The 13,283-nt window shown below is 52.5% G+C and carries 13 protein-coding genes and 1 tRNA gene; 7 read left to right on the plus strand and 7 right to left on the minus strand.

From position 1 onward, the window contains the following. A complete protein-coding gene (gene yejF / locus HV242_RS15275; RefSeq protein WP_050737116.1) occupies positions 1-1,590 on the plus strand; it encodes a microcin C ABC transporter ATP-binding protein YejF in 1,590 nt (529 codons plus the stop codon). A 3-nt stretch (positions 1,591-1,593) separates the two neighbouring features. Here the strand turns inward: yejF and HV242_RS15280 are convergent, their stop codons facing one another. The 3 genes from HV242_RS15280 to rsuA form a co-directional block, all read right to left on the minus strand. Continuing rightward, positions 1,594-1,938 (minus strand): YejG family protein, encoded by a 345-nt coding sequence (locus HV242_RS15280; RefSeq protein WP_014170936.1) that lies wholly within the window; start codon positions 1,936-1,938, stop codon positions 1,594-1,596. A 280-nt stretch (positions 1,939-2,218) separates the two neighbouring features. After that, positions 2,219-3,415 carry a Bcr/CflA family multidrug efflux MFS transporter gene (locus HV242_RS15285; protein ID WP_014170937.1) on the minus strand — a complete coding sequence of 399 codons (1,197 nt, stop codon included), beginning with the start codon at positions 3,413-3,415 and terminating at the stop codon, positions 2,219-2,221. Between the two features lie 15 nt (positions 3,416-3,430). Next, complete coding sequence (rsuA, locus tag HV242_RS15290) at positions 3,431-4,138, minus strand: 16S rRNA pseudouridine(516) synthase RsuA (RefSeq protein ID WP_014170938.1); 708 nt, start codon at positions 4,136-4,138, stop codon at positions 3,431-3,433. A 151-nt stretch (positions 4,139-4,289) separates the two neighbouring features. On the opposite strand from rsuA, the gene HV242_RS15295 reads away from it, so the two are divergent. Next, complete coding sequence (locus HV242_RS15295) at positions 4,290-6,050, plus strand: DEAD/DEAH box helicase (RefSeq protein WP_050737117.1); 1,761 nt, start codon at positions 4,290-4,292, stop codon at positions 6,048-6,050. A gap of 125 nt (positions 6,051-6,175) precedes the next feature. Continuing rightward, on the plus strand, positions 6,176-6,460 hold the full coding sequence (rplY, locus tag HV242_RS15300) for a 50S ribosomal protein L25 (protein ID WP_014170941.1): 285 nt from the start codon (positions 6,176-6,178) through the stop codon (positions 6,458-6,460). A 54-nt stretch (positions 6,461-6,514) separates the two neighbouring features. On the opposite strand, the gene yejK is transcribed toward rplY, so the two are convergent. Then, positions 6,515-7,522 carry a nucleoid-associated protein YejK gene (yejK, locus tag HV242_RS15305; RefSeq protein WP_014170942.1) on the minus strand — a complete coding sequence of 336 codons (1,008 nt, stop codon included), beginning with the start codon at positions 7,520-7,522 and terminating at the stop codon, positions 6,515-6,517. Positions 7,523-7,656: 134 nt separating this feature from the next. Here yejK and HV242_RS15310 point away from each other — a divergent pair, with 134 nt between their 5' ends. The 3 genes from HV242_RS15310 to HV242_RS15320 all read left to right on the plus strand — a co-directional run bounded on the left by HV242_RS15310 (position 7,657) and on the right by HV242_RS15320 (position 9,813). Further along, positions 7,657-7,884 (plus strand): YejL family protein, encoded by a 228-nt coding sequence (locus tag HV242_RS15310; protein ID WP_001135586.1) that lies wholly within the window; start codon positions 7,657-7,659, stop codon positions 7,882-7,884. Between the two features lie 19 nt (positions 7,885-7,903). Beyond that, a complete protein-coding gene (gene yejM, locus HV242_RS15315) occupies positions 7,904-9,664 on the plus strand; it encodes an LPS biosynthesis-modulating metalloenzyme YejM (RefSeq protein ID WP_050737118.1) in 1,761 nt (586 codons plus the stop codon). Between the two features lie 72 nt (positions 9,665-9,736). Continuing rightward, a tRNA-Pro gene (locus HV242_RS15320) sits at positions 9,737-9,813 on the plus strand. A gap of 96 nt (positions 9,814-9,909) precedes the next feature. On the opposite strand, the gene HV242_RS15325 is transcribed toward HV242_RS15320, so the two are convergent. Together HV242_RS15325 and HV242_RS24295 are read right to left on the minus strand one after the other, a co-directional pair. Continuing rightward, entirely contained in the window at positions 9,910-10,230 is a 321-nt protein-coding gene (locus HV242_RS15325) for a hypothetical protein (RefSeq protein ID WP_181616743.1), read from the minus strand. Further along, a complete protein-coding gene (locus HV242_RS24295; RefSeq protein WP_249417844.1) occupies positions 10,230-10,469 on the minus strand; it encodes a hypothetical protein in 240 nt (79 codons plus the stop codon). Before HV242_RS24295 ends, HV242_RS15325 begins: the two co-directional genes overlap by 1 nt. 119 nt (positions 10,470-10,588) lie before the next feature. On the opposite strand from HV242_RS24295, the gene HV242_RS15330 reads away from it, so the two are divergent. Further along, positions 10,589-10,978 carry a hypothetical protein gene (locus HV242_RS15330; protein ID WP_181616744.1) on the plus strand — a complete coding sequence of 130 codons (390 nt, stop codon included), beginning with the start codon at positions 10,589-10,591 and terminating at the stop codon, positions 10,976-10,978. A 26-nt stretch (positions 10,979-11,004) separates the two neighbouring features. On the opposite strand, the gene HV242_RS15335 is transcribed toward HV242_RS15330, so the two are convergent. Next, positions 11,005-13,263: a GDSL-type esterase/lipase family protein gene (locus HV242_RS15335; RefSeq protein WP_220131400.1), complete on the minus strand. Its 2,259-nt coding sequence runs from the start codon at positions 13,261-13,263 to the stop codon at positions 11,005-11,007. Between the last annotated feature and the right edge of the window lie 20 nt (positions 13,264-13,283).

Here is a 13,283-nt window from a genome sequence, read left to right on the forward strand (position 1 = left end):
ATGACGCAGCCCCTTCTCAGTATTGATAACCTGTCGATTGCCTTTTCGAAACAGGGTGAGGCGCGTACCGTGGTCACGGAGTTGTCGCTGCAGATCCAGCGCGGCGAAACGCTGGCGCTGGTAGGCGAGTCAGGCTCTGGCAAGAGCGTATCGGCACTGTCGATCCTGCGCCTGCTTCCGTCTCCGCCCGTCAGCTATCCGCAAGGCGACATTCTGTTTCACGGTCGCTCGCTGCTGCATGCCGATGAAAAAAACCTGCGCGGAATTCGCGGCAATAACATTGCCATGATTTTCCAGGAGCCGATGGTCTCCCTTAACCCACTGCACACGCTGGAAAAACAGCTCTATGAAGTGCTGTCCCTGCACCGGGGCATGCGCAAAGAGGCGGCGCGGGGGGAGATTCTGGATTGTCTTGAACGAACCGGCATTCGCAATGCCGCAAAACGGCTGAACGATTTCCCCCATCAGCTTTCCGGCGGCGAACGTCAGCGGGTGATGATTGCGATGGCCCTGCTCACGCGACCCGAACTGTTGATTGCCGATGAGCCCACCACCGCGCTGGACGTGACGGTGCAGGCGCAAATTCTGCGGCTGCTGCGGGAGTTGCGTGACGAACTGAACATGAGCCTGCTGTTTATCACCCATAACCTCAGCATTGTGAGAAAGCTCGCCGACAGCGTCGCCGTGATGCAAAACGGACGCTGTGTCGAGCAGAACACCGCAGCCACCCTGCTGAAAGCGCCTCAGCACCCCTATACGCAGCGTCTGCTTGATAGCGAGCCCACGGGTGACCCGGTTCCCCTGCCGGCTGACAGCGCGCCGTTGCTGCGCGTTGAGGGGCTGGGCGTGTCGTTTCCTGTTCGCAAAGGGATTCTGCGGCGCATCGTCGACCAGAATCCGGTATTGAAAAATATCCATTTTTCCCTGCGTCCGGGCGAATCGCTGGGGCTGGTGGGCGAGTCCGGTTCGGGAAAAAGCACCACCGGCCTGGCACTGCTGCGCTTAATCGCCTCGCAGGGTGAGATCCTCTTTGACGGTATGCCGCTGCACAACTGGAACCGTCGCCAGATGCTGCCCGTTCGTCCCCGCATGCAGGTTGTGTTTCAGGATCCAAACTCCTCGCTTAACCCACGGCTGAACGTATTACAGATTGTCGAAGAGGGTCTGCGCGTTCATCAGCCAGCATTGACCGTCCGGCAGCGGGAAGAAGAAGTGATACGCGTTATGGCAGAAGTTGGCTTAGATCCGGATACCCGGCACCGCTACCCGGCTGAATTTTCCGGCGGTCAGCGCCAGCGTATCGCCATTGCCCGCGCGCTGATCCTCAAACCGGAGCTGATCATTCTGGATGAACCAACGTCGTCGCTGGACAGAACCGTTCAGGCTCAAATCCTGGCATTACTGAAAGGATTGCAGGAAAAGCACAGGCTGGCCTATATCTTTATCAGCCATGATTTACAGGTTGTGCGGGCGTTATGCCATCAGGTGATTGTGTTGCGACAGGGAGAAGTGGTCGAGCAGGGAGAGTGCCAGCGCGTATTTGCTGCGCCAACGCAGAGCTACACGCGCCAGCTGTTGTCCGCAGACTAGCGCTCAGAAAGGATACTGGCCCGAGAAAGGCTCAGCGATAGCAACACCAAAGTTTTTCAGACGGCAGGTCGCGGCAAATTCATCCTGACTTTTCACGAACAGGCAGGGTTCACCTTCACACTCCAGTACGGAGCTGTCCACTTCAATATCCGTCAGGGCCTCGCTGAGACGCTCCATGACTCGCCATGCATTTTCGTCGCTCGGGCTCAGCAACTTAAGTGCAACCAGACAATTCTCGCAACCCGCGACGCTTTGCGGAATCGGTTCAACTTTCGAACCTGCAAAACCCGCCGACCAGCGATAGCTCTGGGGCAAGCGATGGACTATGGAGAGTTGTAATGTATTCACGTTCGTTCCCCGGAAGCAAAATTTACTTCACAATTTATTTACATTTATAGTAACACATCATCGCCAGCCTGCACTATTCGGCGCTTTTTTATAGGTGTTCAGGCTCGCGTCGGCGCTATATGTACCCGTTTCTGCGATCTAACTCAACCTTTTTAAATACAATGATGTGACTTTTTACACAAATAGATTTTACATAAAAGAAACAAACACAGGGTAAACGAACGCAGCTTTGGTTGATGTGTGTCAACAAAAAAGGCCCTGACTGGGCCTTATTTGCGCGTTAGCTGGCCACCTTTCGCGGCCGACTGGCGTAGAGATAGAAAAGAATGGAGCTGGTTGCACAAAACGCCATCGCCCACAGCATCGGCCAGGCCGTATTAAACGTGGCCATCGACAGTAACGCCCCGACGATGGCGCCGATGCCAAAGCGGAATGTTCCGGCCAGCGACGAGGCGGTGCCTGCCATATGCGGGAATTCGTCGAGGATCACCGCCATCGCATTGGAGGAAACCATCGACACGCAGCCGACGAAGGCCGCAACCCCCACCACCAGCGCCCAAAAGCCCACGCCTGTAAAAGCACTCAGCACCAGCCAGATAGCCATCACAAACTGGATCCAAAGCCCGGCGCGGAACATATTCAACGCCCCGACTCGGCGGACAAAGCGGCTGTTAATGATGGTCATAATGAACAGGAAGACGATGTTAAGCGCAAAGTAATAACCGAAGTGCTGCGGAGAAACATGGTTCAGTTCGATATAGACAAACGGCCCGGCACTCAGGAATGAGAACATCCCGGCGAAGCTGAAACCGCTCGCCAGCATATAGCTCAGCACGCGCTTATGGCGAAACAGTGAGGCGAAATTCCCCATTGTGGTTCGGATGTGGAACTTCTGTCGGCGCTCCGCGGGTAGCGTTTCATCAATAAAGAAGAAGATCATTGCCGAGGCCAGCAGCGCGGCAAGCGCCAGGATCCAGAAAATCACATGCCAGCTGAACCATACCAGTACCGCACCACCGGCCATAGGGGCCACCAGCGGTGCAATCGTCGTCACCAGCATCACAAACGACATCATCCGGGAGAACTCTTCTTTCGGGTAGATATCGCGCATCAGGGCATTGATCACCACGCTTGCCGCTGCCGCCGCCAGACCGTGGAAAAAGCGCATGACAATCAGTTGATCGATGGTTTGCGCCTGCGCACAGGCCACCGCTGCCCCTGCAAAAATCAGGGTCCCGCCAAGAATAACGGGCTTGCGGCCAAAGCTGTCCGCCATCGGGCCATAAAACAGCTGACCGAGGGCAAAACCGAGAATATAGGTGCTGAGCGTCATCTGCGCGCTGCCTGCCGGTACGCCAAACTGCGCGGAAATAACCGGCAGCGCAGGCAGATACATATCAATAGACAGCGGCATCAGCATGGCCAGCAGGCCAAGAATGAAGACAATTTTGAACGACGAGTGTGGCCTGGTGGTCACAGAGTTCTCCTGAAATTAATGCGAAGGCAGACCAACGCTGGCGATCTCTTCTTCCGTTAACGGGCGATATTCGCCGGGCGCCAGCTCAGGATCGAGTTCAATTGCGCCAATACGTTCACGATGCAGACCGACAACGTGGTTACCCACCGCGGCAAACATACGCTTCACCTGATGGTAGCGCCCTTCACTGATGGTCAGACGAACCTCGGTAGGCGCGATCACTTCAAGCACGGCAGGCCGGGTCAGATCTTTTTCATTATGCAACTGAACGCCGTTGGCAAATTGTTCTGCCGTGTCATCCGCGACCGGAGACTCCAGCGTCACACGATACGTCTTCTCGCAGTGATGACGGGGAGACGTGATACGGTGCGACCACTGCCCGTCGTCGGTCATCAGCACCAGCCCGGTGGTGTCGATATCAAGACGGCCGGCGGCATGCAGCTTGTGCGCGACCGGTTCGTCGAGGAAATAAAGCACCGTTGGATGATCCGGATCGTCCGTAGAACAGACATAGCCTTCCGGCTTATTGAGCATGAAATAGCGCGGCCCGTGCTGTTGGGTCAGGGGGTTGCCGTCATATTCAACCTGATGGTCAGGCTGGAGTTTGAACGCAGTGTCTTTCACAATGTCGCCATCCACGGTAACGCGGCTGGCGCGAATTTCACGCCCGGCAATAGCGCGGCTTACGCCGAGTTGCTGAGCGATAAACTTATCAAGTCGCATGAAATCTTTTTAGCCTTAATGATGCTGGAAGTCGGACAACAGGTCCGAAAAAGAAGCAGTCTGGAATGGCTCAGTATAATGGTCTGGTTGCGCCACTCAAGGGAAAAAGTTTCGTGGCATACTATATGCGAAATAACTAAACCGAGACCCCATGACTTTTACACTTCGTCCTTATCAGCAGGAAGCCGTTGACGCCACTCTCGCCTGGTTTCGTAAACACCAGACCCCGGCGGCCATTGTGCTTCCCACCGGTGCTGGCAAAAGCCTGGTGATCGCCGAACTGGCGCGTCTGGCACGCGGACGCGTGCTGGTGCTGGCCCACGTCAAAGAGCTGGTGGCGCAAAACCATGCCAAGTATTGCGTGCTCGGGCTGGAAGCTGACATTTTCGCTGCCGGTCTAAAGCGTAAAGAGAGCCACGGCAAAGTGGTCTTTGGCAGCGTACAGTCGGTGGCCCGCAACCTTGATCTGTTTCGCAGTGAATTTTCGCTGCTGATTGTCGATGAGTGTCACCGTATCAGCGATGACGACGACAGCCAGTATCAGCAAATCCTCACTCACCTGAAAGAGGTGAACCCGCACCTTCGCCTGCTTGGCCTGACGGCGACCCCGTTTCGCCTGGGTAAAGGCTGGATCTATCGCTACCATTATCACGGCATGGTGCGCGGCGATGAGAAAGCGCTGTTCAGCGACTGTATCTATGAACTTCCTTTGCGCTACATGATCAAGCATGGCTACCTGACGCCGCCCGAGCGGCTGGACATGCCGGTGGTGCAGTACGATTTCAGCCGGTTACAGGCGCAGAGCAACGGGTTATTCAGCGAAGCGGAGTTGAACCAGGAGCTGAAAAAGCAAAAGCGCATTACCCCGCATATCATTAGCCAGATAGAAGAGTTCGCCGCGACGCGCAAAGGGGTCATGATCTTTGCCGCCACCGTGGAGCATGCGCGAGAAATTACCGGGCTGCTGCCCGCCGAGGACGCGGCCTTAATCACCGGCGAGACGCCCGGGCCGGAGCGCGACCGCCTGATCGACGCCTTCAAAGCGCAACAATTCCGCTATCTGGTGAACGTGTCAGTGTTAACCACCGGGTTTGATGCCCCGCATGTCGATCTGATTGCCATTTTACGTCCGACCGAATCGGTCAGTCTTTATCAGCAGATTGTGGGGCGCGGCCTGCGCCTGGCGCCCGGGAAAACCGACTGTCTTATTCTGGATTACGCCGGAAACCCGCACGATCTCTACTCTCCGGAAGTCGGCACGCCAAAAGGCAAAAGCGACAACGTTCCCGTTCAGGTCTTTTGCCCTGCCTGTGGTTTTGCCAACACCTTCTGGGGTAAAACCACCGCAGACGGCACGCTGATTGAACATTTTGGCCGCCGCTGTCAGGGCTGGTTTGAAGATGACGAAGGACATCGCGAACAGTGCGATTTCCGTTTCCGCTTTAAAAACTGCCCGCAGTGCAATGCGGAAAACGATATTGCCGCCCGTCGCTGTCGCGAATGCGATACGGTTCTGGTCGATCCTGATGACATGCTAAAAGCAGCGCTGAAGTTAAAAGATGCGCTGGTGCTGCGCTGTTCCGGTATGGCACTGCAACCCGGCGCGGATGACAAAGGCGAGTGGCTGAAAATCACCTATTACGATGAAGACGGCGCAGACGTCAGCGAGCGCTTCAGGGTACATACGCCTGCCCAGCGTATGGCCTTCGAACAACTCTTTATTCGCCCGCACACCCGTACGCCCGGTATACCGCTGCGCTGGATTACCGTGGCCGATATCGTGCGCCAGCAGGTGTTACTGCGCCACCCGGATTTTGTTGTGGCTCGTATGAAAGGACAGTTCTGGCAGGTTCGGGAAAAGGTGTTTGATTACGAAGGCCGTTTTCGTCGCGCCAACGAATTGCGCGGTTAAGGGGACTTTTCATTGATGTGAGGGGCATTTGAGTATAAAATGCCGCCCGCTTCATATCCGTGAAGCAGAACACTCACCTGCTGCTGGGTCGCCTGTAGTAGGGTTTAAAATACAGAGAGAAATCAATGTTTACTATCGAAGCAGAAGTACGTAACGTGCAGGGTAAGGGTGCGAGCCGCCGCCTGCGTAACGCTAACAAGTTCCCGGCTATCGTTTACGGTGGCGAAGCTGCTCCAGTTGCAATCGAACTGGATCACGACAAAGTGTGGAACCTGCAGAACAAACCTGAATTCTACAGCGAAGTTCTGACCATCGTTGTTGGCGGTAAAGAAGAAAAAGTGAAAGTTCAGGCTGTTCAGCGTCACGCGTTCAAGCCAAAAGTCACTCACATCGACTTCGTTCGCGCGTAATCGCAAACACGTCGAAAAAAAAGCCCCGCTTCTGCGGGGTTTTTTTTATGCCTGTTATTTCCCGCCAGAGGTGCGGCGCTGAAGCTGATCGCGCAGGTTCGGCGGCGTGCCTTTAATGGTCAGCGTATCGGTGGCCGGATCCCAGAAGATGCGTTCACCCAACAGCATGGCATCAAAGTTGATGGTCAACCCACCGCCGCTACCGGCAAATTTAGTGAGCTGTCGCAGCGTACTGCGATCCGCCGGGAAGCTCTCTTCGAGCTCATAGCCTTTATCAGCAGTAAATTCCTGGAAGCTGACTTCACTGACGCCCGCCAGCTCTTTTGACAGCGACTCCAGCTCAATCTCTTCTCCCGCCTGCAGCTGTTCGTTGCAGTAACTGTACACCTGCTGGCGCACGGTCTGACGCTCAGATTTATCGAGCTGCGCTTCGGCGGTAAAGTCATCAACCGCCTGCAGCAGCCCTTTGTTCTGCGCTTTGGCGTTAAGACCTTCACTGGCGCCGAGGAAGTCCATAAAGAAATCAGCCACTTTACGGCCGACGCGGCCTTTCAGGAAGGTCAGGTAGCGGGTCGATTCCGGGTTCGTTTCCCACTCGGTTAAATCGATACGCGCCACGATATCCGCATGGTTGATATCAAGATAATGGGTAGAGCTGATATCCAGCTGCTCATTCACGCGCATGCTGCTTAAATTGTTCAGCACGGTGACCAGCAGATACTCTACTGCCAGGTAACGATAGTGACAGAACAGGACGATACCGCCGTCTGCGAACGGGTATTTTGCCAGTTCGTCACGCAGACGTCCGGTGGCGGCGCGGCTAAACGCCAGGAAATCCTCTTCGCCCTGACGCTGCAGACGAAGACTATCAGCCAGTTCGCTCTCTTCGCTGAACAGACCATAGGCTTTATTTTTAGCACTGTAGACGCGGTGCAACTCCGCCATCATTTCCACAACGGTCGCCGTGGGTTCCAGTAACGAATCGCGAAGCACCACTTCAAGGGTTTGCTCATCACGCTTGATAAGCTGGTGCAAGGCAATCTGGTTGATTTCCAGACTCATGATAAACTCTCCTTTTAGACCGGGCGGTATTCAACCACCACCAGGTCATGTGTGCAACAACAGATAAAAAAGGGGAAAAAAAGCTGTCGCTACGGTAATATGTTGCCCTTTCATCAACAAACTGATTTTGATTTATGCCACAACATTCCCGCTACAGTGATGAACACGTTGAACAACTGCTCAGTGAGCTGGTCAACGTACTGGAAAAACATAAAACGCCGACCGATCTCTCCCTGATGGTTTTGGGAAATATGGTCACCAACCTTATCAATACCAGCGTTGCTCCGGCTCAGCGTCAGGCGATCGCCAAATCTTTCGCCCAGGCGTTACAGTCCTCCGTCAGCGACGACCAGGCCCATTAAGGGAAACGAACAACAGTTTATGGTGACGAATCGTCAGCGCTACCGTGAAAAAGTCTCCCAGATGGTCAGCTGGGGACACTGGTTTGCCCTGTTCAACATTCTGTTAGCGACGGTCATTGGCTGTCGTTATCTGTTTGTCGCAGACTGGCCGACAACGCTAACCGGGCGTATTTACTCCTGGATGAGCGTTGTGGGTCACTTTAGCTTTTTGGTTTTCGCCACCTATCTGCTGATCCTGTTCCCCCTGACGTTTATCGTCATGTCGCAGCGGCTCATGCGTTTCTTGTCCGCTATCCTCGCGACGGCGGGGATAACGCTGCTGCTTATCGACAGCGAAGTCTTTACCCGTTTTCACCTGCATCTCAACCCCATCGTCTGGGAACTGGTGATCAACCCGGATCAAAACGAAACGGCCCGTGACTGGCAGCTGATGTTTATCAGCGTTCCGGTGATCCTGCTTATTGAGATGCTGTTTGCCACCTGGAGCTGGCAAAAACTGCGCAGCCTGACCCGGCGCCGCCATTACGCGAAACCCGTTGCGACGCTCTTTTTCGTCTCCTTTATTAGCTCGCACATCATGTATATCTGGGCGGATGCGAACTTCTATCGCCCTATTACCATGCAGCGCGCTAACCTGCCGCTCTCTTATCCGATGACGGCCCGCCGTTTCCTCGAAAAACACGGCCTGCTGGATGCGCAGGAGTATCAGCGCCGTCTGATCGAACAGGGTAATCCGGAAGCGGTCAGCGTTCAGTATCCGCTGAGCGAACTACGCTATCGCGATATGGGCCGCGGGCAAAACGTCCTGTTAATCACCGTCGATGGCCTGAATTATTCACGTTACGAGAAGCAGATGCCTGCTCTGGCTGATTTCGCCAGTAAGAACGTGACGTTTACACAGCATATGAGTTCCGGTAACTCGACCGACGCGGGTATCTTTGGTCTGTTCTACGGCATTTCAGCCGGATACATGGACGGCGTGCTGTCCGCCCGTATTCCTGCGGCACTGATCACCGGACTTAATCAGCAGGGTTATCAGTTAGGGCTATTCTCTTCGGATGGCTTTAACAGCGCGCTCTATCGCCAGGCGCTGCTGTCAGACTTCTCACTGCCGGCGGCACAGAGCCAGACAGATGAACAGACCGCCAGTCAGTGGATAAGCTGGCTGCAACGCTACGCCCAGGAAGATAACCGCTGGTTCTCGTGGGTTGCCTTAAACGGCACCAACCTTGAGGACACGAATCAGAAAGGCTTTGCGCGCCGCTACAGCCGCGCTGCCGGTGATGTGGATGCACAGATTGGCCGCGTACTCGACGCGTTGCGCGAGTCTGGCAAGCTGGATAACACCGTCGTGATCGTCACGGCCGGTCATGGTATCCCGTTGGGTGACGAAACGAAGAGCATGGAGTGGTCTCGTCCAAATCTGCATGTTCCGCTGGTGATCCACTGGCCGGGAACGCCGGCGCAGCGCATCAATATGCTGACTGAACATAAAGATGTGATGACGACCCTGATGCAACGTCTGCTGCACGTCAGCACGCCAGCAAACGAATATTCACAGGGGCAGGATCTCTTCAGTGCCACCCGCCGCCATAACTGGGTGACGGCTGCCGGAGAGAGCACGCTGGTGGTGACTACGCCAGCGCTGACGCTGGTGCTGAACAACAATGGGAAGTATCAGACGTATAATCTGCAGGGTGAGCGGTTGAAAGACCAAAAACCGCAGCTGAGCCTGCTGCTGCAGGTTCTGACGGATGAGAAGCGCTTTATCGCTAACTGATTAATTATAAACCAGTTAGCAACAGATTCCCTTGCATTCAAAACGGAATCGAGTAGTATTCTTTTTATGCGTCGGCACGTAGCGCAGCCTGGTAGCGCACCGTCATGGGGTGTCGGGGGTCGGAGGTTCAAATCCTCTCGTGCCGACCAAAAATACTCTTTAAAACCAGCCAGCTATGGCTGGTTTTTTTATTGCTGTGAATTCTCAATGGTGAAACTATGGTGAAATGATGGTTGAACCCCATATTAAATTGGCACGCAATCGGCGTTCATAACCCGGTTAAGGCTATGGGTTAGCACGCCAAAAACCTCTACGTCATCCAGAGCTTCACCCTCTATAGCTTCACCATCCTCAGTTATTACTGCCGCACCATAAAGCTTTGCAAACTCGTTTCTGTTATCCATTCTTACAAGTAGTGTATCTCCCTGCTCTGGTCTTAATGCGACATTAACAATTGCCCATCCACATGACGTTTCTATTACCCGGCAATTTGCATCAATACCACATAGCAGATCGATTGTGAGCCTTTGCTCCTGGTAGTCCATTGCTGGCGAAGGAAAACCCATTAGAATACCCTCCCCATGTTGCGCAGGATCCAGTAACGGTTATTACTGCCGTCTGTAGTCTTATCTGCGAAGTCGGGCTGGTATCGTTCAATCCACGAATTTGCATCTTCATGGCTAAAGTGCCAATTCTTCTCTCGCAATTTTGCTATGAATTCATCCGTGTTCAAGTAGCGATAACCTTTGGGGTTTAGCTGTATAGCTGCAATGAAGGCGGTCTGTATGTCTGCTGTTCGTGGCATGTTTACCTCACAAAATTATACTGTATGCATGTACAGTATATGCATCAAATAGACATCGCGCAAGGATGCCTTAAATGATATCCTCCTCACCTGATTTTTAACTCTCACGGTAAAATATTATGAAGATAAATGAATTAGTTAGTGCTCTTATGCAAAACCATGATGTGACTTCAGAAGAAAATAATCGAAGAAAGAAAGAAATTGAAAGACTTGATAGTGCTTTCAATGATTACTTTTTTGATGGGAGGAAAGTCGGCAGGATTGTTTCTAATGTGGGGATCGCTGAAGGGGCAATGGGTGAATCGTCCATATTTACCTCTCTGAATAAAACGGAAATCGAAGTTAGATTGTCATTCTCCACCGTAGACTCACAGAGCAAATATCAGGAGTATTTTTTCCTACATGTTATTAATGGAGAATATGTAATCTCTGAAATGGATGGTAGCTTTTTATGTAAATCGTCTGAATTCCCTGAAAAATTATTTCAAAGAATTTTGTCACAAATTTAATACTTGGCGCATCCTTGCGCCAACTTTTACACAGCAGAAGCTACCGGGGCACCGTTAAATTCCATGCCCCATATTTCAATCTCCCATAGTGCTGTTTTTTGCCCTCCTGAAACTGCAGTCCAGTCCGCTCTTATTGACAGCCAGTCTCCCAGATCTGGGCGGCCAGAACCGTTAGCTACATCATTCGCGACAAATGGTACATCACGCAATGGCATGTTTGGAGCCACCTGGTTTGCGGTGTAAAGATTTGAGATGGCTTTCTGTGATTTTGTGAACGTAAACACGGGCCAGTCAGCCACCGCGCCAGACTGATAAGTTGGTGTGAACGTAAAAGTATCAACACCGCTCGCGGTTTTATAAAGCAACCCTTCCATTAGATGGTTAGCAAACGTCCCGCCAGTAGCCTTCAGGATCACTCTTGCTACCCCGCAGTCAAATGGCGATGCTTTGTTGTCTCGAGCCGTTCCCTTAAGCGCATCAGGCATGGGAAGCACTACAGTTGACCATGTGATCGGAGTCGGGTCGCCTGTGTTAGCACCTATAGAATCAGGGAGCATCTGTCGAATTACTCCAATATTCCCCCACTGCTGCCCACGACGCACCGGGTTTGCTTTACGCAAGTTAACTGGCCTTACGGTAAACATCTGGATAAACTGATCAGTAGGAGAAGTGCCATCTGTTTTGTTGAATATAGTTACTGTTTTCCATCCCTTTCCATACAGCGTCCCGACGAATTTCGGTTGTCCAGCCCTGGTGGAATCCTTGTTATAAAGTAGGCTATTTGCAAAACTTCCCTTAAAGCCTTGGCTTCTCTCATTATTAATCGTGATACTGTCTCGGTAATATGTTACAGACCCGCGATACCAGTCACCTGATATAACCTGTAATCCTCCATCAGCCCAACTACCAATAATATCTACCTCTAACGCCTCGCAGTCCTGATAGAAGTGATACGCCATCAGGCAAGCTTTATTATTTGCCAGAATGCCAGTAATACCTGGATTAGTGTATGCGCCACTCGCATAGCCCAAATCTATATTACCGACAGGGTTAGTGTAACCAATATGATTATCAGTGTTACCGCCCCAGATCTGCACTTCATGTCGGACCGGCTCATAGGTATCAAGCAAGCCACCAGCGCCACACATCGAAGTTAACGCTTCCCCAATACGCGCATAACCTATTGAGTTGAAATGAAGGCTATCACTTTGTACTGTGCCGTAGAGACGGTTGTAGTGGACTTCATGCGCGTCAAAAAAACGACAGCCGTAAACTTTGGCCATGTTTTTTGCCTGCTGAGCCCATATTTGGTAACCGGGGTTGCGCGCACCTTGCCCGCCAGCTCCGCAAGTCATAACAACAACGCCACAACCCCATTTAATGAGTCGGCGGATCAGCGTTTCCATTGCCGCCATATAACTTTCATGGGTGGATCCAGCAGTCCCGCTGTAGTCATTAATGCCGTACATAACAAATGCCAGGTCGCAGTTTGGGTTTGTCTGCCACAGAGGTTCGTTAACTGCCTGTTGTGCTGTATAGCCTGAAATAGCCCGGTATACTGGAGTGACAGTCACACCACACTGCTCAAGCATGAAATCAACGAAACGCTTTGGATACGTCATTGAGGCATGTGTCGCCCAGTCGCCGTTTTCCGCAGGCACTTTATCGGTCGACCCAACATCGTAACCAGCCGTGATTGAATCGCCCTGAAATAACACAGTCACGGGCTGAAGGGTGCGTATTTTGTAATTCACAGCCGCCAGTTTCGCGATGTTCTGAGCGCGATATTCAGCACTATCATTCGCCAGCAAGAACTCCTGGACGGTACGAGTTGTGCCATCTGTATTTGTCGCACCTACCATGTCTGCCCCAGTAGGCTTTGCAAGGTCTTTGCGAAGAACGTCCGCAACATCCACGGGTTGCCATTTGCCTGGACCAGTACCACCAGAAGAAGAAGGCGTTGACCCAGCAGGCACTGTTTTTGGAAGTGTCTGTAAATTATCCCATCGATACCAAATATCTGTTGAAGAGTCTTGGATGATATCCACGGCAGTATTTATGGTTGTACCAATCTGGAAAGTACCTACTGGATTCCAGCCAAGTCCTATAATAGCGCGCTTAGCCTCTTCTTCTATACCATGCCATGTATAGCGATTTCTACCCAGACGGTCTGGCCAAATTTCATTTACAAGGTCGTTTTCTCTATGATCAAGATTTTCAGCATTATCATATAGATCTCTTGGGTCTTGTGAACCCAAAGGATTGTTTGTGGCGTAAGTAGTCATGCAGGCTCCGGGCATAAAAA

Origin of the sequence: Enterobacter sp. RHBSTW-00593 (assembly GCF_013784105.1) — a bacterium.
GTDB classification, from domain to species: domain Bacteria; phylum Pseudomonadota; class Gammaproteobacteria; order Enterobacterales; family Enterobacteriaceae; genus Enterobacter; species Enterobacter ludwigii.